The sequence below is a fragment of the Chitinophagales bacterium genome, assembly GCA_020636495.1.
Lineage (GTDB): Bacteria > Bacteroidota > Bacteroidia > Chitinophagales > Chitinophagaceae > UBA5543.
On record JACJXQ010000008.1, the window covers coordinates 30,752 to 51,997 of the forward strand.

Below are 21,246 nucleotides of genomic sequence, written 5' to 3' on the forward strand. Positions count from 1 at the left end.
ATTAGCAATATCGGCAAACTCTTATTAATACATTAGCAATATTTTTGCCCCTGAAATGATAAAGGAACTACTGGCATATATCAGTCACAGACTTGATGAAGAGATAAAACTGGAAGAGATGTCTCGTCTTACGGGTTACTCTCCGTTTCACCTGCACAGGGTAATAAAACAAGAACTGGGCATGACCATAGGCGCCTTCATCAAACAACAGCGTATAGAAACTGCGGCACAGTTGCTGGTACTCACAGATACCCCGATAGCTGAAATAAAATACCTGGTAGGTTACACCAACGACAGTAGCTTCTCAAAAGCATTCAGTAGTATCATGAATGTATCACCCCGGAATTTTCGAGCAAATAATATTCTGAAAAAAGAAGCAAATGGATTATCCGTCAACTATCTGTCTCTCAGCTACGATATACAACAACTGCTAAAACAGGAGGCAATAATCTTTCCTTGCATAGGCGACTATTTTGATAAAAGTATCTACAAAGTTTGGAAAGATGTTGAGGATTACCTGGATCATGAACAACTGAACAAAAAAGACTTTGACTACTATGGCATTTTGCATAACTGTCAGAATGTAACCCCCGGTCCGTCCAGGTATGACGCAGCCATTGTGCCCAAAAACAAAAAGGCCTTACAGGGTAAAAAGTATTTCAGGAGTACTATACCGGGAGGAAAATTTGCTCGTTACAAATTCTGTTGCCCGGTTGACAAGTATAAAGAATACACCTTACTGGTAAACAAACACATGAATGAAGAAGCATGCCTGAAACACGGAACAGGAATTTCTTATTTCAGGTTTAGCTCACTGCCCAACCACGAAGATCCTGATAATTTACTCATAGAATGGTTCCTTCCCGTAAAACAATATTGAATTAAAAACTTGTCGTTTTTATTCAATGCCGGCATATATCACTCATTTTACTTTTGCACAAAAAATATATAAAATGAAACAGAATCGTAACAACGTTTTCAACCTCATACACAAAGGCCTGCGTGGCTTGTTGTATGACACTGCTATGCGCATACAGCGCGAAGATTTCAGCACCAATACTGCTACTGAAACAATTGAACAAGTGAACCTTGTCCTTAATTTGTTTGATGAACATGCACATCATGAAGACAAGTATCTTTTACCATTGGTACAAAAACATAATGCCGCTCTTGTGCAGGGTTTTGAAAAAGACCATGTTGTTGACCATGAATTATCTGAAAAACTAAGGGCACTGACAAAAAGCTGGACTGAAGCAAAAACTGCGGATGAGAAACTGGAAACCGGCCGCAACATCTTTATGGCTTTCAATGAGTTCATTGCTTTTAACCTGTACCATATGAACAATGAGGAAGGTATACTGCTGTTTACATTATGGAAACATTATACAGATGAAGAATTACATGAAGCAGAAGTAGCTATTGTGACCAGTATACCAATAGATATCCTGATGATAGAAAGTACCTGGATGATGCGCAGCCTGAATGACGCAGAAATAACCGGCTGGTTAACAGGCGTTAAGCTGCATGCGCCCGGAGAGGCATTTGACGCATACAAACAACTGGCTATTAGTGAATTATCAGCAGAAAGGTGGCTGGCTATCTCTGCAGCTATTGAAAATGTTGCTTCTGCCGTAACAGTCTGATTATGTCGGATTTTTTCAATCACTTGTGAAAATATCATGATACTTTTGCAAATCATATTTGAATTGGCCGCTTACAAACGTTCAAAACACAGCATATGATCATCTCTTATAGGGAATATAAACCATCTACCGACCTGCAACCATATGTCGAAAGCTATTGGTACCAGGAATTTGACGGTAACAATGACGAGGAATCGCCATTGCAGGTTTGCCTGCCGTTGGGCATGGCCCAGATCATTATTAACCTGGAAGGAGATAAATGCCTGGTGGGTACAGACGGGAACGTTCAATACTTGCCGGAGATATTTGTTGTAGGCCTTTATACCGATAAGGTAATATGGAAAACCAAAGGGCATTCTACCTACTTTGGCATATGTCTTAAACCGGAAAGTATAGAGCGTTTGTTCAAAGCGCCGGTGTCTACCATGTTCAATGGATATGCAGAGCTGAGTTGTTTCCTGGATAAAAGCATACACTCATTTACAGATAGTTTGTTTGGTGCGGCGGATGTGTACAAACTCATAGACGCGTCTGAGCAGTTCCTGCGATCAAGACTGAGCCTCAACTATTCTACTAAACCTTATCTTGCTGCAGCAACTGACATCATTCGCAACAGTAAGGGACAAATAAGTGTAGACCAGCTATGCAAAACACTCTATGTCAGCGAAAGGCAACTGCAACGAAGCTTTAAAGAAGTATATGGTACAGGACCTAAAACCTATACGCGTATCATTCGTTTCAGACACGCATATGAATACGCACAGCAAGTAAAGAACGATAACCTGTCCTGGTTAGATATATCACATAGTTTCGGGTATGCAGACCAGGCGCACTTCATTCGTGATTTTAAACAATTCACAGGTACTATCCCTTCAAGCATAGTAGCCGAAGGGAATCAGTTCTACCAACTCAGCAATATTACAGACCAATAATGAGCTATTGTCTTAAAAGGCTATTACAATAAGAATATTTTATTAACAACAATAAAACGACAATAAATTAAATTATGAAAAATATAGTTTATGTAGTATTACTTGCGCTACCGGTTGCACTCATCGGCTGCGCTGGCAGTAATAAAGAAAAGCAACCTTACGATAAAGACCTGGAAGCACAGGTAAGTAAGATACATCGCGGCGAGTACCTTGTAACCATAGCCGGATGTGGTGACTGCCATACGCCTAAGGTCATGACAGCACAAGGGCCACAACCCGACATGGAGAGGTACCTGTCCGGTTACAACGCCAATAACCCGTTGGGTGAATATGACACTACACTGGCGCAAAGTGGCCGTTGGGCACTCTTTAGTGGAGAGATGACTGCCGCGGCCGGCCCGTGGGGGGTATCTTTTGCCGCCAATCTGACGCCCGATGGTACCGGTTTAGGAAACTGGAGCCTGGAAAACTTCCGAACGGCTCTGAGAAAAGGTAAATACAAAGGAATAGAAAGCTCAAGGCCCCTGTTACCGCCTATGCCATGGCAAAACTATGCACAGTTTTCAGACCAGGACATCGAAGCGATATTTGAATACCTGAAAAGTATTAAGCCTGTTGAGAACCTGGTGCCGCAGGCCATTGCCCCTAAAATGTAATACCTTCCATGTAAGACAGACATATTAACATGTATTTAGCCGTACAGCATTCCTGCGGTGCGGCTTTTTTTATGAATCTATCGAGTACTCTGTAGTATCTGCACTATTGGTTATCTCCCTGATCACCAGGTCCAGTTCGTTGGCAGAGATCAGCATCTTATCAAGTATTTCCTCTTTTTCTTCCACGCTGTGCTCCTCATCTTTCAGCAAATGTATTAGCCCCATAAGGCTGGCCAAAGGTGCACGCACTACGTGCGATTGCATCCATGCTATCTCGTTCAGCTTTTCATTCTGCTTTTCTACAGCATCAATGTATCTCAACTGGCGGGTGATGTCGTTGGCAATAATTATCTGCGCCTTGATGCCTTTGTAATCTATATCAGTACCCTGTGTGTACACGTATATCAACTCGCCGTCTTTCTTCTTATGCCTGTGTATACCCGTAGAGTGGGCCATGTCCGAACGCTTGGGCAGGTTCAGTTTCGACTCCAGCAGTTCCACATCCTCATCATGTTCTATCTGTAGTATGGTCATACTGGAGAATTCACCCTGCGTATACCCATAATGCGCTATGGCAGCATTATTTATATCCAGTATCTTATCTGTCTCTGGTTGGTATATAAATACCGGCATCGGGCTGGATTCGAACAGCGTTTTATACTTCTGTTCCGAACGTATCAGTTCCTGTTCACTTTCCTGTAGCCTGGTTATTTTCAATTGCAACTCTTTGCTGTGCCGCTTTACTAAAAAATGCAGCAACAATGCGGTAACACCAACATAGATAAGCCCTTTGAATGTCTGTAATTTAGACAGTAACGCTACATTATGGCTGAATATCCGCTCCAGTAAACTATCGCTGAAGTATATCCACAAAATACCAAAAACCAGGTACACAAACGTTACCCTGAACACCGTTTTAAGATGCATGCTTATCCTCCGCTAAAACTTATGTAATGAAATAATTATCCTCTGTAATGTGGGCGAAGGTCTGCATTTTTCTACAAAACGTAAAAAAACAAATAAATCGTTGTTATATAACAGTTTATAACGCATAGCCTCATACATCGTGCCTGTTTCACTAGCACATGAAATAAAAAAGGGCATAAGTGAAAACACTTATGCCCTTTCTGTCAATATGCTTATCTCTTATTCCGGTTTGGGTGTAAACACCAGTGGTTTGGTTATTTCCTTGCCGTCGCGCTTGAAAGTGATGGTTGTTTTGTCGCCTTCTTCAAACTTGCCCAGCGCCTCCATATAGGTCTGTATGCCACGTATCTCATTATCACCCATTTTGATGATAATATCGCCACCTTTCAGGCCCGCATTTGCGGCCGGGCGACCATCGGTCACTCCATCTATCCTCAGTCCGCCGTCGTTGAAAGCGTAATCAGGCATCACACCCAGCGTTACTTTAAAACGAACTTTTCCTACCGTTGTCTGCTTGGTTTCCCTGAAGGCGGGTTTGCTCATACCATCCATTTGCTTCACAATGTCAAATATGTAGTGCATCACCGCAGCTTCACCTTCGTAATTTATCTTATCAGCATCATCGCTTGGCTTATGATAATCAGAGTGCGTACCCGTGAAGAAGAACAACACAGGTATCCCCTTGTAGTAAAAAGAAGTATGGTCAGAAGGACCTACACCTGAACTGTCTAAACCAATCTTAAAACGCTCATCGTTGGTGTTTACCACCTTGCCCCATACGGGCGAAGTACCTACACCACCCACCGTCAGCGAATGCGTGCTGTCGTTCAGCCTACCCACCATATCCATATTGATCATATAGGCTACTTTATTGCTGTCCAGTCCCAGTTCTTCCACTATCTTCTTCGAGCCTATCAGCCCCAGTTCTTCGGCCGAGAAGTGCATAAATACGTAGTTGTAATTTTTCAGCCCTGCGTCTTTCACCCATCCTGCTATCTGCATGAGGGCAGCCGTACCGCTGGCGTTGTCATCGGCACCATTGTGTATAGAACCGTCTTTCTTGGCATACAGGCTGTTGCCGTCCTCACCATGGCCCAGGTGATCGTAGTGCGCACCCAGCACCACGGTATACTTGGCACCGTTGTCTATGCTGAACAATACGTTGTGCCCCGTCAGTTCTTTGTCTTTCAGGTCAGCTTCAAAAGCCAGCTGTACAGACGCTCCCAGGTGCGGGAACACATATTGCTTATAACCCTTGTAAGTGATATAAGCCACAGGAATACTCAGCGCCTCATACTCGGTTTTCTTGTTGAACACCGCAGGATATTTAGCGTCATACTCATCGTAGAACACTACCGCTTTCGCGCCCTGCTTTACCGCTTCTTCGCAACGCTCAAAAGCATCCTTCTCCCAGTTGAAGTGCGGGTCTTTGGACTGCTCCTCATCTTCAAACATAGGCTCCATCCATATCTTTCCGCCTTCCATCACGCCGGGCGTCACATCGCTGGCGGCCTTGCCATTGGCGCTGAACGATATCGGGAACCACTCACCTTTTACCAGCTCCTTACCATTCACCGTCATATGATTATCGGCGCCACGCGTGCGGCCTATGGTAAAGGTGAACGGGTACAGATCCTTACTCTTGTAAGTAGCAATGCCCTGCTGTTCATAGTATTTAGTGATGTAGTCAGAGGCAAGCTTTTCGCCCTCAGAGCCTGTGCGGCGACCTTCCAGTTTGTCCGAAGCCAGGTAGCCGATGTCTTTTTTCAGTTGTTTGACAACTTTCTTGTCCGATACCTTTTGCGCCATGGCAGGCACAAAAAGCACTATTGCTGTAATGGATAATAACCAACGACCGGTTTGCATATTTTTCTGTTTGGGCTGCAAAGGTACTATTAAACAACAAAACCATGTTCCATTATGCGGAACATGGTTTTGCTACTTATTAAAATCCCCTCTCTTACTCCCCGGACTCTTCTTTCAGTGTGCCGTCAGCCCCCACTGTCATCAGGGCTTCGGGGTGCTCCCCCGGCTCTGCATCCGTGCCGTTGGTAGGTATTACTATTTCAATGTTCGTAATATCTTTCAGTGCCGGCAGATCTTCAGGGCTGTTGATGCCCAGGTAATCCATAAAATTCTTCGACGTGCTGTATACCAGCGGCTTGCCCACGGCGTCCTCTTTGCGGCCCGCTATCACTATCAGTTCTTTTTCCAGCAGCTTTTGTATGGAGTAGTCTACACTCACACCGCGAATGAACTCTATCTCGCCTTTGGTTATCGGCTGCTTATAAGCAATGATAGCCAATGTCTCCATAGCCGCCAGCGATAATTTCTTGATATGTTTGTCGCCGTTCAGTTGCAGTACGGTCTTGTGGTATTCTTTTTTGGTCAGGAACTGGTAGCCCCCGCCTACTTCCCGTAGCTCAAAGGGGTAGTAGCCCGCGGCGTACTTCTCGCGTATAGCATCTATACAGGCCGAGATGCGCTCACCCTCAACAGGTTCCTCAAACGTCTGGCTGAGCAAGTCTACCATCTCCATATGTGTTATGGGGCGTTCGCTGGCAAAAACCAGCGCCTCTATATGCGGCATTAAATGTTCTATATCCATACTTCTGTCCTTTTTAAGGTTACACCGAAATTAAACAAGCTGTCGCTGCCTGCCACGAAAAGAAATACACAGATGTGGGAAAGTTAAGTTAAAAGTCAATTTTTTATGCGTAATGGGTACTGGCAAACAAAAGCCCCGCACATGCGGGGCTTTATAACAGAGCAATAACGGCTTCCTCCTCATAACAGGGATATAAATACCGCTATTAACACAGCAAAGGTACACCATACCCCACCTCTGAAAAAGGGGGAAATCACCCATTTTTTGCCAAAAAGCCCCCGGCAATGCGGGGGCTACACTATGGAAGGAGCGCCATACACCGTATGGCGTCAGCATCGGGAGACACTTTTTTTATCCATATACGTAAAGTTATCTCTTTGGGTTGCCGCCCGGCGGAAAATAATGGATGGGCAGTATTGAGACACAGTTTAAGTAATTCCTACCGTCCGTCATTGCGCGGAGGTATTTGCGAAGGCAAATATCGACAAAGCAATCTCGTCATAACAGTTTGAAGTGACGCAAAAGCAAATGTAGATAGGAATTACATTTATAGCTTTGTATCATGCTTGATACAAGTTCATTCATTCTACTAAACGACCAACCTACAATATGTCATATATGTGCTAGCAGAACAGACTTTGGCTGCTTTCTCCATACCAATGGCAAGTTGCAAGTACATTTTTGTTTGAATGAGGAATGCGCTTGTACATTCCTTGCTTGCGAGGAGTAAAGTTCACTTATTTCCGATTGTACGGACTATATAGTATCAATACTTTCGTATTCTAATAATAGGGAGTAAATTCATGAAAATTTCACTCTATGCCAAGAACAGATGTATGGACACGTGAACAAACTATTATAGCCTTTAAGCTATATTGCGAAATACCGTTTGGTCAAGCTCATTCACGAAACGCTAAAGTTCAGGAAGTAGCAAAAATTGTTGGACGTACACCCGGCGCGGTAGCTCGCAAATTGGGCAACTTTGGCAGCCTAGACCCTGAGCTTAAAGCACGAGGAGTAAAAGGTCTTGGAAATAGAAGCAAATTAGACGAAGAAATCTGGCATGAGTTCCATGCCAATTGGAACAAACTTGCTTACGAAAGCACTAAAATGATAGCTGAGGTAAAAAAGAAACCTATCGAATCATTACTGGATATTGATATTAATGACCTGCCCAAAGGAGAGACCAAAATAAGATCAGTAAAAACAAGGATATATCAGGATTTCTTTCGGAAAGCAGTATTAGCAGAATACGAACAAACATGCTGTATAACAGGTTTAAAAGTTCCAGGCTTATTAATTGCTAGTCACATCGTACCGTGGAAAGACGATGAGAAAAATAGAACAAACCCACAAAACGGTTTGTGTTTGAATGCCTTACACGACAAAGCTTTTGATAAAGGATATATAACAGTATTACCAAACTATACTATTCAAGTATCGAAACAATTAGCAGACTATAAGGATGCCACTATCAATGAATACTTTACGCAATTTGACAAAAAACCAATAATAAAACCCCATAAATTCTTACCTGATAAGCAGTTTCTAGAATATCATTATGAACACATTTATAAGAAATAAACCAACTGGCAACATAAAATTCATCAACCTTAAAACATTCATTAATGAGTATTTTGATGACACTCCGTATATATTCACCATACAAGACAGGAACTATCTCAAAAACATGGTTGAAGGCCATACCTGTCCAGGTATATTTTGTACCAACAAGATATTAGATGGCAACCTAAGAGTAATAGACACGCACATGCCTGAATACTTAGTATTTATTATGTTGAATAGTATAAACGGCATTCCTCTCAAACAAGCGATATCTCAAGCGGCGAAGGTTGGCTTACCTCATTACCCTGCTAATTTTCAGCTTAGGTTTTTCAATGCAAAATTATTTCGACTTTTAGAGGCAATAGTTGCCTCTAACTTCACTACTACTGTATGGCGTGCAGAATGGCTGAGGGATAATTGCTATGTTGTAAAACAAAACAATGAGCTTGAATACTATACCGTGTATGACTACAGGAGTTTAATAAACAACCTATTCGATTGGCTAACATTATCTTCTATAAAGTATTCTGAAAATAATAAAGACTATTATAGGTTGTACTTAAAACTGATCTAACATTAAATTTCATAAAATTGCACATTTTACGTATATTTGCTATAATAATAGCGCCCCGCTATTCCCGCTCTTTGACATATCGCCTGTGAGAACACCGCCCTGTATTTTTCGTGCGCTTACCCCGCTTTTTTATTTTTTCCGCTTTCCAGGAAACATTTGGAAACAATCCCCGCGCAATAGCATGTATATCAACCCATTGCACAGAATATTTTGTTGCCCCCACCCACAAAAATGGAAACAATCTGGAAACAAAAGGAACATTACTTACCCACTATTCCGTGAGACTGCTTCGTTCCTCGCAGTGACGTGAGTGGAAAAAAGCATGTGCGATCACAACAAATTGCAACATCACAAAAAAGAAACCCGCTGATAAACAGCGGGTTAGAAAAAACGTATAATAAAACGGTACAAAACACAACAAAATGCAACAACACCTTCCTTCAGGGAGGCTCGGAGGGTCCTTACCCCTTCTTCTGTTCCTTAGCCCATGAGTCTTTCAGGCCCACCGTACGGTTGAAGACCAGCTTTTCGGGAGTACTGTCCTTGTCGGCACAGAAATAGCCCTTACGCAAAAACTGGAAGGTATCGCCCGGCTGCGCCGTGGCCAGTGCAGGCTCTATATACACCGCAGGCAGCACCTCAAGGCTCTCCTCGTTGATGTGGTCTTTAAAGTCACCCTCAGCATTGGCCGGGTCCTCTACCTTAAACAGTCGGTCGTACAGGCGCACCTCTGCGGTGTGTGCCGTAGCGGCGTTCACCCAGTGTATGGTGCCCTTCACCTTCATGCCGCTGGTATCGCTGCCGCTCCTGCTCTCGGGTATATATGTGGCCTGTATCTCGGTCACGTTGCCGTTGTCGTCTTTGGTAAAGCCCGTACACTCTATGATGTAGGCATGCTTCAGGCGCACGGTAAGCCCCGGCCCCAGGCGGAAGAACTTCTTCGGAGGCTCCTCCATAAAGTCGTCGCGCTCTATCCACAGCTCGCGGCTGAATGGCTTCACGTGGCTGCCCGCTTCCGGGTCTTCAGGGTTGTTCTCGGCATGCAGCTCTTCGGTCTGTCCCTCGGGGTAGTTGGTGATCACCAGCTTCATAGGGTCCAGCACGGCCATCATACGGTTGGCGGTCTGGTTCAACTGCTCGCGCACGCAAAACTCCAGCAGGGCAATGTCGGTGATGTTCTCACGCTTGGCAATGCCTATCGTATCGCTGAAGTTCACCAAAGCCTGTGCGGGGTAACCACGGCGGCGCATACCGCTGATGGTAGGCATACGGGGGTCGTCCCAGCCGGCCACGTGCTTCTCGTTCACCAGTTGCAGCAGCTTGCGCTTGCTCATAACCGTATAGGTCAGGTTGCGGCGGGCAAACTCATACTGGCGAGACGGGAATATCTCCAGCTGCTCGATGAACCAGTTGTACAACGGGCGGTGGTGTATGAACTCCAGCGTACAGATGGAGTGTGTAATATGTTCGATGCTATCGCTCTGCCCGTGGGCAAAGTCGTATATAGGATATATGCACCACTTGTCGCCCGTGCGGTGGTGGTGCGCATGTTTGATGCGGTACATGAGGGGGTCGCGCAGCAGCAGGTTGGGGTGCGCCATGTCTATTTTGGCACGCAGCACCTTTTCGCCGTCTTTGTATTTGCCTTCGCGCATTTCGGCAAACAGTTGCAGGTTCTCCTCAACGCTGCGGTTGCGGTGGGGGCTTTCCTTGCCGGGTTCGGTCAGGTTGCCTTTGGTAGCGGCTATCTCCTCGGCGCTGCTGTCGTCTACATAGGCCTTGCCCTTTTTGATGAGCTTAACAGCGTATTCATACAAGGTCTCAAAGTAGTCGCTGGCGTAGTATTCGCCATCCCACTGTATGCCTATGGCCTCCAGCAGCCACAGTATGTCGCGCTTTATGCTGTCTACATACTCAGTGTCTTCGGTCACGGGGTTGGTATCGTCAAAACGCAGGTTGCACTTGCCGCCATACTTTTTGGCCAGGCCAAAGTTGAGGCATATAGATGAGGCATGCCCGATGTGCAGGTAGCCGTTAGGCTCCGGCGGAAAACGGGTGTGTATATAGGGATACCTTCCTTCGGCAAGGTCTTTTTCTATGATCTCTTCAATAAAGTTGAGTGACTTTTCTTCGCTCATAAACCGCTCTTGTTTTGGCAGGTGGCAAAGGTAAGCTATTCAGGGGGGAAATTGGTGAATGGCATCGGGTGGCACTAAGCCTGTAGCCACGTTACTTTTTACCGGAGAAGATGACCGACTCTCCATACCAGTTTGCCCCGGCACCATAATTAAGGTAAATACTGTCAGTGCCGGTAAAAACCTTAAGCTGTATATATTCGTTCATGTTAAATGAGTAATTATAAATATTGGTCAGGTCATATTTTAGTTTCAGGGTATCATAATATGTATAGTCCGAGTGAGACAATACAGGGTATATAATATGGAACGTATTATACTTGTCTGTTGCATCCTTGTATATCACCACCTTATCTGCGTAAGTGGTATCAAAACTGTCTATTACAGGACCGCGAGGCTGAGACAGAATATATGTTTTGCGTGTTGTGCCGTAATACACCCCCACAAATGTATCGGCAGGGTTGGGAGGCACGGCTGCAGGCGTATCAAGGGGAACAGAAGGGATGTCAATACCTGAAGTATCATTTGCATAAGGCACAGCTTGCCCCGGCTCTTTTTGACAACTGAACCAAGAAAGGCAAATGAGGATAGAAAGTAGCAGGGTAAGGCGCTTCATATAAAGGCTTTATGACATAAAACTAACAATACTTATTTATTATTACATTTACGGGCATTTTTTTGATAAAACAATGACAGTATGCAAAGGCCGGTAAGGGTATTGGTAGCCAAAATAGGGCTGGACGGACACGACAGGGGAGCAAAGGTAATTGCAACCGCCCTGCGCGACGCAGGTATGGAAGTAATATATACAGGCCTGCGCCAGACGGCAGAAATGGTAGTGAACACCGCACTGCAGGAAGATGTGGATGCCATTGGCGTAAGCATCCTAAGCGGCGCACACATGACAGTTTTCCCCAAGGTGATAGCCCTGATGAAAGAAAAAGGGCTGGATAATGTGTTGCTTACAGGTGGTGGTATCATACCCGAAGAGGACATGAAAGAACTGAACAACATGGGTGTGGGCAAACTCTTTGCCCCCGGCGCACCTACCTCAGAAATTGCTGACTACATTAACGGTTGGGTAGCAGAGCATAGAAAAGAATTATTATAATCGAATATAAATTACAAAGAAAAGTATGTATCAAACATTATTGACTGACCTGCAGGATGGTATCATGACCATTACTATCAACCGTCCTGACAAGATGAACGCATTAAACAAAGACGTGATAAACGAGTTGTCGCAGGCTATGGACGAAGTGATGAATAATGCGGATGTAAAAACTGTCATCTTAACAGGTGCTGGCGAGAAAGCATTTGTTGCCGGTGCCGATATTTCTGAATTCATATCATTGGATGCCCAAGGTGGTGCTGCACTGGCCAAAACAGGCCAGGATGGTGTTTTCAATAAGATTGAGAACTGCCCGAAACCCGTTGTGGCTGCGGTAAACGGCTTTGCGCTGGGTGGTGGTTGCGAGTTGGCTATGAGCTGCCATTTTCGCATAGCTTCTGAGAATGCGAAGTTTGGCCAGCCTGAGGTGAACCTGGGCCTGATACCCGGATATGGCGGTACACAAAGGATGACACAACTGATAGGAAAAGGCAAGACCATGGAGCTGATGATGACCGGAGATATGATAGGCGCTGCTGATGCACAGGCCTTAGGTCTTGTGAATCATGTGGTTCCACAGGCCGACCTGTTGGGCAAAGCCAAAGAAATATTGCAAAAAATTCAGTCAAAAGCTCCCATTGCTATCGCAAAAGTTATATCTTGTGTTAACGATGCTGCGAAAGCAGATCCGAGTGGCTTTGATAATGAGGTGGCACGTTTCGGCGAATGTTTTGAAACAGAAGACATGCGCGAGGGAACTACTGCTTTTTTAGAAAAAAGAAAAGCCGCTTTTAGCGGGAAATAATATTTTATATCTTCATCGTTCTAAAAAACATTGAGATCATGCGGAAAAGTTTAATCCGTAGCCTTTTGGTAATAGGAATCAGCGCAACCACGATATCGGCTTACGCACAACCTGCCATACCCAGAAAGTATGTTGAGAACCCCGGTGTGTCGGTAGGTATGAACTTCGGATTGTCTGACCTGTGGGGCGACGTAGGTACACAGAGTGTAATAGACCACTATGGTAACGAACGCTACTGGAGCAAACCCCATTTCATGGGCGGTATTTTCATGCGTTTCTGTGCACACCCGTCATTAGCTTTCAGGATCAACCTGAATTATGGTACACTGTATGCCAACGACGACTGGAATATTAACAAAGCCAAAGAGGCTAAATCGGTTGAAGACGATGCTTTTCAACGCTATTTACGCAATCAGGATGCCCGTGCTAATGTGTGGGAAAGTACAGTAATGTTTGAGATCATGCCTCTGAGGTTCAACTCAGAATCGAAAATGGCCAACAAAAAAATGCAACCATATATAGCATTTGGGGCAGGTGCTTTCCATTACAGGCCGCAAACATCTCTTATCGATCCATTGACAGGACATAAAAAATGGGTGTATACCAAAGATCTGAAACTGGAAGGTGAAGGTTTGCCAAATTCAAACGCTATCAACAGGAATCTGTGGCAGCTGTGCGTACCTGTAGGTGCAGGTCTGCGCTGGAATGTTGGTAAACAAATGAACATTGGTGTTGAATGGAGCTACCGCCTGACCACAACTGACAGGCTGGATAATGTAAGCAGTGTTTACTTATCTCCTGATTACTATGACAGGTACCTGGATCCGAAAGATGCAGCTATAGCTAAGCAGGTGTACGATAAGTCATGGTACATTGAGCCTTCTTACACTAACGCTCCCGGTTCTCCTCGTGGTAACAAGGACGTGTTAGACGGTTATTCTACCTTCTCAATTCAACTGATATACAGGTTAGAATCTAACAAAATACCCTGGTGGTATTAACAGTAAAGCATTTATAACAAAAAAGCGGTATGATATCATACCGCTTTTTTGTTGCTATTTACTTAGTTAATCAAGGGGTTGTCCCCCATCGGTTTGTACGGGCCATAGTTGTCCTGCCCGAAAACTCCTATAAGGTTGAGCACCGTATCACCGGCATTTATAAATGTATGCGGGGCATTGGGTGGTATATTAACGATAAAGGGAGCAGATACGGTAAATACACTGTCGGCAATAAAGTACTTCACTGTACCACTTAATACAACATGCGCTTCTTCTACCGGGTGTACATGCAAGGGTGGCCCACCTCCCGGTCGTGTTTCTGTGATCACAAACGACATAGTTTCCATATCAATATTCCTGCCTTCGGCCTGGTATACGGTCTCCCCGTTGCCCACTACAATTTTATGCATATCAGCCAGCGAGGTTACATAATGCTCATGTGTGGTACTTTTTGTTGAATGGGCTGTTTCGTCATAACAACCTGATGTAAGTATAGCCAGTATTAGTACAGAGTAAAGTTTCATAGGTGTAAATATATCTTATGTACAACAAAGGCCCCGCTGTTGCGGGGCCTTGCCTGATATTAATTACAAGAAATTATTGTTTACTTTCTTCCGGTGCTTCACCTATCAGATCCATGAACTGGTCGAGTTTCGGAGTAATGATGATCTGTGTACGCCTGTTCTTGGCTTTTCCTGCTTCGCTGCTATTATCAGCTATCGGATTATACTCACCGCGTCCGCCTGCTGTAAGCCTTTGGGGGTCGACATTGTAGGTATTTTGCAAAGCCTGTACCACTGATGATGCCCTGAGTGCACTCAGATCCCAGTTGTTACGTATGTTAGGTTTGCTGATGGGCACATTATCTGTATTACCTTCTATCAGTACATCATAGTCTTTATGGTCTTTGATGATCTTTGCGATCTTGCTGAGAGTTTCTCCCGCACGGTCAGATATTGTATAATCGCCCGACTTGTAAAGCATATTGTCAGACAATGAAATATACACCACACCTTTCAGTACCTGTACGTCCACATCACGCATCTCTTCCCTGCTCAGCGAGCGTGTCAGGTTGTTGGTGAGTACCATATTCAAAGAATCACTCTTGTTCTTCAGATTCACCAGGTGCTGAATATATTCATTAGATGCTTTTATCTCATCTAATAACTTAGATATATTGACACCTCCTTGTGTAGACGACGTAAGACATTTTTCCAGTGCAGACTGCAGGTTCACCAGGTTAGAACGTTCAGAAGCCAGTTGTTCTTCAAGGCTTGCTACCCTTGTTTTAGAAGAAGCAAGACTGGAGTAACATTCCTGTTTTTCCTTTTGCATTTCAGAATTCTGTGATTGAACAGAATTATACCTGCCCTGCAGTTCTTTATATTTCTTCTGGCTTACGCAACCGGTCATTAAAAATCCGAGTGCCAATGTAGTAAGCGCTAGTGATGCTGCTTTCATAAATCTGTGTTTTTGTGTGTATGTATTGGATATCGAAATTATAGTTTTTTGCATTGCAATAAGCACATCTTATCAACGGCTGTATTTACCGGAGTAATTTGTTTAAACCTATAACATGCCTTAACTGCAATAGTTGCGCAATATATATACAAGGATTGTTAAAATGTTGCCAAAAGAAAAGATGTAGCTAATGGTCCCTTCCTATATTATCGTAATAAATGACAACACCTCCGGAACTGTTGGGCCCTACATAAGTAAAACGATCATAGATCATAACAGTATCCGCTACGTAATCATAATATACTTTCATCTCTGTATAATCCTGTTGATAGGAATATACATGTACCGTGTTGCTTGATAGTTTTTTGTTGTATGTCAAGTCCGTTTCGGGAGCATTGCAGCCGGGTATTTTAGCCAGGTGAATCGTTAATGGATTGATATACTGTATGTTGACAGCCTGGTCGGGCAACTGGTACGTAGTATCATACCCTCCACCTTTTACAATATGTGTAAACTTAAATGTGCGTGTACCGGCAATATTTTCTGCATTGACAGGCCTGCCTGAAATCTGTATCTGGTAATAACCCGACGCATTGTAGTTGTTGTTTATTTTCAGACTGAGATTGTAGAGACCTGTGTCTTTGTATATATGAACAGGCGCAGGCTCTTCTGAGGTCTGGCCATCTCCGAAACTCCAGAGGAACTTAGTACCCTCAGGTATTGTACCAAAGCTCTGTTTAGGTTCGAAAACAATTTTTTCGCCCACCAGGAGTAATCCTGTATATCCGAAGTAAATCGGGTAGCCTACGCCTATCTCCCTGGTTACTGTATTAGCCGTATCACCATCAACAGTAAGACTGATCGTATAAAAACCTTTTTTATTGTATTGATGCGCAGGTTTCAACTCTGCAGAAGTGGAACCGTCGCCAAAGTCCCACAATAGTTTCTTATCTGTTACATTCGACGTAAAAGTGATCGTCCTGTCGGAAACAGTTTCGTCTGACCAGGTAAAATCATAGGGCGGAGTCGTCCCATCCCCTTCTTCCTCTTTGGTTTCCTTTTCAGGAATAACATTGCTTTTTTGATTTTGGCAGCCGGTAGCTACCAAAACAAAGGTTAGGGCTATTAATAGGATCCAAGTATAGCGTATCATAAGGATGTAAATATCAGCATAATATTAATCACAATATCTATGCCATAATATCAATATTTCTTTTCTTAAGTCCAATAGAATAAATGATCAGCTGTTTATCCTGTCGCCAAACTGTAAACTATTAACTATTTTAGCGCAAATATTCTGACTGATGAACAAAGTAGTAGCCAACGCAGACGAAGCAATAAAAGACATAGAATCGGGCATGACCCTGATGCTGGGCGGCTTTGGTTTATGTGGTATTCCTGAGAATTGTATTGCTGCCCTGGTACGCAAGGGAGTGAATAACCTTACTTGTATCTCTAACAATGCAGGAGTAGATGATTTCGGTATAGGGCTGATGCTGCAAACAAAGCAGGTAAAGAAAATGATATCATCCTATGTAGGTGAAAATGAGGAATTTGAGCGCCAGCTATTGAGTGGCGAGCTTGAAGTAGACCTGGTACCACAAGGCACACTTGCCACACGTTGCATGGCTGCCGGGTACGGCATGCCAGCCGTTTACCTGCTGGCAGGTGTAGGTACAGAAGCGGCAGAAGGAAAAGAAACCCGCACTTTCAACGGCAAAGAATACCTGCTGGAAGAAGCCTTCGATTCAGACTTTGCTATAGTAAAAGCATGGAAAGGCGATACTATGGGCAACCTGATATACAAGGATACTGCCCGCAATTTTAACCCTATGATGGCTATGGCCGGCAAAATTACCATTGCCGAGGTTGAAGAACTGGTAGAACCAGGCGAACTGGATCCGAATTTTATCCATACCCCCGGCATATATGTGCATCGCATCTTCCAGGGATCGAATTATGAGAAACGTATTGAGCAACGCACAACAAGAAAAAGAAATTAAACATGGGACTAAATAAAGAGCAGATAGCTCAGAGAATAGCCAAAGAACTGAAAGATGGTTTCTATGTAAACCTGGGCATTGGCATACCTACTCTGGTAGCCAACTACATACCCGATGGTGTAAATGTAGTATTGCAAAGTGAGAATGGGTTACTGGGTATGGGACCTTTCCCTTTTGAAGGAGCGGAAGATGCCGACCTGATAAACGCGGGGAAGCAAACTATTACTACATTACCCGGGTCAGCAATTTTTGATAGTGCTATGAGCTTTGGTATGATACGTGCGGGCAAAGTGCACCTGACCGTACTGGGCGCTATGGAAGTAGCTGACAACGGGGATATAGCCAACTGGAAAATACCCGGTAAAATGGTGAAAGGTATGGGTGGCGCTATGGACCTTGTAGCAGCCGCAAAGAACATTATTGTAGCCATGCAACACACCAACAGGGCCGGGGAAAGCAAGCTGCTGAAGAAGTGTACGCTGCCCCTTACCGGTGTGAATTGCATCACAAAAGTGGTTACCGACCTAGGAGTATTTGACATTACAGAAGATGGCTTTGTGTGTATTGAATATGCACCGGGAGTAACCATTGAAGAGATAAAGGCCAAAACCGAAGGCCGCCTTACAATAGCCGATGATGTGAAAGAGATACAGTTGTAAGCTAAAAACAATAAATGTCTGATTATATATTATACCACAAGCCAAATTGCAGTACCAGCCTCTCCACTCTGAAAATGCTCAAAGATCACGGCGTAAGACCTGAACTGAGGCTTTACCTCGAAGATCCACCAACGCAAAAAGAACTGGCGGAACTGATGAAAAAACTAGGCTGCAAACCCATAGAGCTGGTGCGCACGAAAGAGCCTTTGTACAAGGAAAATTATGCGGACAAAAAGCTTACTAAAAAAGAGTGGCTGAAGATACTTGCCGAACACCCCATACTTATAGAAAGACCCATACTCATTAAAGGAGACAAGGCCATATTAGGCAGGCCACCTGAGAAGGTTCTGGAGCTGTTATAACATTTCTTTGTTTCGCATTCGGGTATAGTTTTCGTATTTTTAAAGGATAGCCTGAATATCCTTTAAATGAGGTTAAGCCGTTACATATTATGTTTCCTCCTTTTTTTGTTTGCAGCTGCACACGCGCAGGCACAGCGTACCACAGAAAAAGAACTGGTATATGATATACTTACCTACCTGCAAACGGGCGATGACTCAGCATACGCTTCACTTTTCCCTACCTATAAGTTAATAGCTGAGGTGGCTTTTGCCTTTCAGCCCAAAGACAGTTTTCAGCAGGAACGCATATACAGGATACGCAACAATATGCGCCATATAAAGAAGTTTGACCCTGAAATGAACCCTAAGATCATCGATATGATGAATTTTGTCAGGCAGAAAGGAGCAGACTCAGGTGTGCATTGGGGTGATATCCTAATAGCAAAATTTGAATTGGATAAACAACGATTGCCATACGAACTGATCGGGTTTGAACTAATAGCGCCTATACGTTTACAAGGATATATTTTCATTCGGGACATGCTTACACGCAAGCGATATGGTATTGCCATACGTGATATATTCCTCATTAACGACAAATGGTATGGAGGCACAATACTCAATATTCTTGAAGCCAGCAGCGCAATAGAATATGAAGAATCGCTGGCCATAGAAAGTAAAGAACTGGAACGGTTGATGCGGGCCAAAGAACTGGGGCTGCTGGATAGCATACTGGCTGCCAGGGACAGCATCAGGAAGAACAAATTATATCCCGGAGGGGCTTCGGCTTACGATGAAGATGAAGAAGATAAACCACAGACCTTTTACAAAGACATCATCGAACGGAGGCTATACACAGGATATTTTGACAAGAATATTCCAGTAGAACTGTATATGCGCGCATTGAAGGGTAGCTGCCCGGAAACGATATGTTCCTGGGAAGCCATGTATAAATTCGGCGACCTGGATGACTATATTATGCTGGAGGTAGAGCTGAAACCTGACGGAACTTTTGTATTATCAGAAGAAGAGCTGGGTGTTATGGAACTGAAGCTACAAGGCACCACTTTTACAGGTACATGGACATCTGTAAGAGACAAAACAGAATATGAAGCCTACCTGAAACAAAAAGAAGAAATAAAAGACCGTAAACTTTTCAAGCTGGATAAGACCTTTGAAGAATTGCTATGGAAATAGCAGTTGGTACCAACCATAAGAATTTATTTATACGCCTATTGGCAACTGTTTCCTGTCCGCATCGTTACATCTTGTACCTTTATTACCTACACAATACGATATTATGCAACAACCTGCGATAAAGACATTGGGCGAACTGAAGCGATCAGGCTATTCATTCAAAACGGTAAAGGAAGAGGTCAGAGAGAACCTCATCAAAGCAATACAGGATAAAACAGAAGTTTTTAAAGGTGTGCTGGGTTATGAAGATACTGTGATACCGGATGTGGAAAGGGCCATATTATCCCGCCATAATATCCTGTTCCTAGGGCTAAGGGGACAGGCCAAGACACGCTTGGCGCGCGAAATGACTAACCTGCTGGATGAGTGGATACCCGTGGTAGATGGAAGCGAGATAAACGACAATCCTTTCGCGCCGATATCTATATATGCGCGTGAACTTATAGCGGAAAAAGGAGATGACACACCTATTGGCTGGCTGCACCGCAGCGACAGGTACGGAGAGAAACTGGCGACACCTGATGTGTCCGTAGCTGACCTGATAGGCGATGTAGACCCGATAAAAGCAGCCAACCTGCGACTGAGCTTTGCAGATGAAAGGGTGTTACATTATGGTATCATACCACGCTCACACAGGGGTATATTCGTGATCAACGAGCTGCCTGACCTGCAGGCAAGGATACAGGTATCGCTCTTCAACATACTACAGGAAGGAGATATACAGATACGCGGTTTTAAACTGCGCCTGCCGCTGGACATACTATTTATTTTTACGGCCAACCCCGAAGACTATACCAACAGGGGCAGCATCGTAACACCACTAAAGGACAGGATAGAAAGCCAGATCGTGACGCACTATCCAAGGACGGTAGAAATATCAAAAGCTATTACCGAACAGGAGGCTGATATTACTGATGAACAGGCAGCTAAGGTAAGCATGCCCGATATGTGCCAACTGCTGATAGAGCAGATAGCTATGGAGGCACGCAAAAGCGAATACGTAGACCAGAAAAGCGGGGTCTCAGCCAGGCTGACCATATCGGCTTATGAGAACCTGGTGAGCACTGCTGAGCGCAGGGCACTACTGAATGGTGATGGCACCACACAGGCACGCATAGCCGATTTTACAGGCGTGATACCCTCAATAACCGGGAAAATAGAGTTGGTGTACGAAGGTGAACAGGAAGGCCCAACTAATGTGGCCTACAGTCTGCTGGGCAAAGCCATCCGCAGCTTGTTTATCACTTACTTCCCCGACCCGCAATCGTTCAAAAAAGCGGGACGTAATCCTGAAACAGCCAAAGCAAGGTCTAACCCTTACCAGCCTATTATTGACTGGTTTGGCAAAGGGAATGATATCATGCTACCTAACGACTGCAGCGACGAACAATACCGCAATGCATTGTATAAAGTAGACGGCTTATACGGCGCGGTGAAAAAGTACTACCCCAAAGCCGACGAGGTACAGACCTCCCTGCTGATGGAGTTTCTGCTGCATGGGCTGGCAGAGTTCTCACTCATCAGCAAACAAGGAGTAGAGACGGGTGGCTATAGTTTTGGCGACATACTGGGTAGCATGATGAACATGAGCTTTGGCGGTGATGATGACAGTAGCGAAGAATATTAA

General features: G+C 44.3%; 22 protein-coding genes. 14 read left to right on the forward strand and 8 right to left on the reverse strand.

The window, feature by feature from the left end; all coding sequences use genetic code 11:
- Nucleotides 1–55 precede the first annotated feature (55 nt).
- The 4 genes from H6550_00205 to H6550_00220 all read left to right on the forward strand — a co-directional run bounded on the left by H6550_00205 (nucleotide 56) and on the right by H6550_00220 (nucleotide 3,231).
- Nucleotides 56–880: an AraC family transcriptional regulator gene (locus H6550_00205; protein ID MCB9044533.1), complete on the forward strand. Its 825-nt coding sequence runs from the start codon at nucleotides 56–58 to the stop codon at nucleotides 878–880.
- Between the two features lie 73 nt (nucleotides 881–953).
- On the forward strand, nucleotides 954–1,643 hold the full coding sequence (locus tag H6550_00210; protein ID MCB9044534.1) for a hemerythrin domain-containing protein: 690 nt from the start codon (nucleotides 954–956) through the stop codon (nucleotides 1,641–1,643).
- A 95-nt stretch (nucleotides 1,644–1,738) separates the two neighbouring features.
- Nucleotides 1,739–2,575, forward strand: coding sequence for a helix-turn-helix transcriptional regulator (locus H6550_00215; GenBank protein ID MCB9044535.1), 837 nt, complete (start codon nucleotides 1,739–1,741; stop codon nucleotides 2,573–2,575).
- A gap of 74 nt (nucleotides 2,576–2,649) precedes the next feature.
- Nucleotides 2,650–3,231: a c-type cytochrome gene (locus H6550_00220; GenBank protein ID MCB9044536.1), complete on the forward strand. Its 582-nt coding sequence runs from the start codon at nucleotides 2,650–2,652 to the stop codon at nucleotides 3,229–3,231.
- Between the two features lie 69 nt (nucleotides 3,232–3,300).
- Here the strand turns inward: H6550_00220 and H6550_00225 are convergent, their stop codons facing one another.
- From H6550_00225 to scpB, 3 genes are all read right to left on the reverse strand, one after another.
- Nucleotides 3,301–4,158: a PAS domain S-box protein gene (locus H6550_00225; protein MCB9044537.1), complete on the reverse strand. Its 858-nt coding sequence runs from the start codon at nucleotides 4,156–4,158 to the stop codon at nucleotides 3,301–3,303.
- 219 nt (nucleotides 4,159–4,377) lie between these two features.
- Nucleotides 4,378–6,024 carry a M20/M25/M40 family metallo-hydrolase gene (locus H6550_00230; GenBank protein ID MCB9044538.1) on the reverse strand — a complete coding sequence of 549 codons (1,647 nt, stop codon included), beginning with the start codon at nucleotides 6,022–6,024 and terminating at the stop codon, nucleotides 4,378–4,380.
- 94 nt (nucleotides 6,025–6,118) lie between these two features.
- Entirely contained in the window at nucleotides 6,119–6,766 is a 648-nt protein-coding gene (gene scpB / locus H6550_00235; GenBank protein MCB9044539.1) for an SMC-Scp complex subunit ScpB, read from the reverse strand.
- An 819-nt stretch (nucleotides 6,767–7,585) separates the two neighbouring features.
- On the opposite strand from scpB, the gene H6550_00240 reads away from it, so the two are divergent.
- Complete coding sequence (locus H6550_00240; GenBank protein ID MCB9044540.1) at nucleotides 7,586–8,350, forward strand: HNH endonuclease; 765 nt, start codon at nucleotides 7,586–7,588, stop codon at nucleotides 8,348–8,350.
- Nucleotides 8,328–8,906: a hypothetical protein gene (locus tag H6550_00245; protein MCB9044541.1), complete on the forward strand. Its 579-nt coding sequence runs from the start codon at nucleotides 8,328–8,330 to the stop codon at nucleotides 8,904–8,906. The genes H6550_00240 and H6550_00245 overlap by 23 nt, the downstream gene beginning before the upstream one ends.
- Before the next feature lie 461 nt (nucleotides 8,907–9,367).
- On the opposite strand, the gene H6550_00250 is transcribed toward H6550_00245, so the two are convergent.
- Together H6550_00250 and H6550_00255 are read right to left on the reverse strand one after the other, a co-directional pair.
- Nucleotides 9,368–11,044, reverse strand: coding sequence for a glutamine--tRNA ligase/YqeY domain fusion protein (locus H6550_00250; protein MCB9044542.1), 1,677 nt, complete (start codon nucleotides 11,042–11,044; stop codon nucleotides 9,368–9,370).
- Nucleotides 11,045–11,135: 91 nt separating this feature from the next.
- A complete protein-coding gene (locus H6550_00255) occupies nucleotides 11,136–11,657 on the reverse strand; it encodes a hypothetical protein (protein MCB9044543.1) in 522 nt (173 codons plus the stop codon).
- 81 nt (nucleotides 11,658–11,738) lie between these two features.
- Here H6550_00255 and H6550_00260 point away from each other — a divergent pair, with 81 nt between their 5' ends.
- From H6550_00260 to H6550_00270, 3 genes are read left to right on the forward strand one after another with little or no spacing between them, the layout of a single operon-like run.
- A complete protein-coding gene (locus tag H6550_00260; GenBank protein ID MCB9044544.1) occupies nucleotides 11,739–12,152 on the forward strand; it encodes a cobalamin B12-binding domain-containing protein in 414 nt (137 codons plus the stop codon).
- 25 nt (nucleotides 12,153–12,177) lie between these two features.
- Nucleotides 12,178–12,957 carry an enoyl-CoA hydratase/isomerase family protein gene (locus H6550_00265; GenBank protein ID MCB9044545.1) on the forward strand — a complete coding sequence of 260 codons (780 nt, stop codon included), beginning with the start codon at nucleotides 12,178–12,180 and terminating at the stop codon, nucleotides 12,955–12,957.
- Between the two features lie 38 nt (nucleotides 12,958–12,995).
- Entirely contained in the window at nucleotides 12,996–13,958 is a 963-nt protein-coding gene (locus tag H6550_00270) for a hypothetical protein (protein ID MCB9044546.1), read from the forward strand.
- Between the two features lie 62 nt (nucleotides 13,959–14,020).
- On the opposite strand, the gene H6550_00275 is transcribed toward H6550_00270, so the two are convergent.
- From H6550_00275 to H6550_00285, 3 genes are all read right to left on the reverse strand, one after another.
- Nucleotides 14,021–14,482 carry a cupin domain-containing protein gene (locus tag H6550_00275; protein MCB9044547.1) on the reverse strand — a complete coding sequence of 154 codons (462 nt, stop codon included), beginning with the start codon at nucleotides 14,480–14,482 and terminating at the stop codon, nucleotides 14,021–14,023.
- 73 nt (nucleotides 14,483–14,555) lie between these two features.
- Nucleotides 14,556–15,419, reverse strand: coding sequence for an OmpA family protein (locus H6550_00280; GenBank protein ID MCB9044548.1), 864 nt, complete (start codon nucleotides 15,417–15,419; stop codon nucleotides 14,556–14,558).
- A gap of 187 nt (nucleotides 15,420–15,606) precedes the next feature.
- A complete protein-coding gene (locus H6550_00285; protein ID MCB9044549.1) occupies nucleotides 15,607–16,572 on the reverse strand; it encodes a PKD domain-containing protein in 966 nt (321 codons plus the stop codon).
- Between the two features lie 148 nt (nucleotides 16,573–16,720).
- On the opposite strand from H6550_00285, the gene H6550_00290 reads away from it, so the two are divergent.
- From H6550_00290 to H6550_00310, 5 genes are all read left to right on the forward strand, one after another.
- Nucleotides 16,721–17,422, forward strand: a complete 702-nt coding sequence (locus tag H6550_00290; protein ID MCB9044550.1) for a CoA transferase subunit A — start codon at nucleotides 16,721–16,723, stop codon at nucleotides 17,420–17,422.
- Nucleotides 17,423–17,424: 2 nt separating this feature from the next.
- Entirely contained in the window at nucleotides 17,425–18,081 is a 657-nt protein-coding gene (locus tag H6550_00295) for a CoA transferase subunit B (GenBank protein MCB9044551.1), read from the forward strand.
- Nucleotides 18,082–18,095: 14 nt separating this feature from the next.
- On the forward strand, nucleotides 18,096–18,443 hold the full coding sequence (arsC, locus tag H6550_00300) for an arsenate reductase (glutaredoxin) (protein ID MCB9044552.1): 348 nt from the start codon (nucleotides 18,096–18,098) through the stop codon (nucleotides 18,441–18,443).
- Between the two features lie 105 nt (nucleotides 18,444–18,548).
- Nucleotides 18,549–19,619, forward strand: a complete 1,071-nt coding sequence (locus H6550_00305) for a hypothetical protein (GenBank protein ID MCB9044553.1) — start codon at nucleotides 18,549–18,551, stop codon at nucleotides 19,617–19,619.
- 103 nt (nucleotides 19,620–19,722) lie between these two features.
- Nucleotides 19,723–21,246: a sigma 54-interacting transcriptional regulator gene (locus tag H6550_00310; protein ID MCB9044554.1), complete on the forward strand. Its 1,524-nt coding sequence runs from the start codon at nucleotides 19,723–19,725 to the stop codon at nucleotides 21,244–21,246.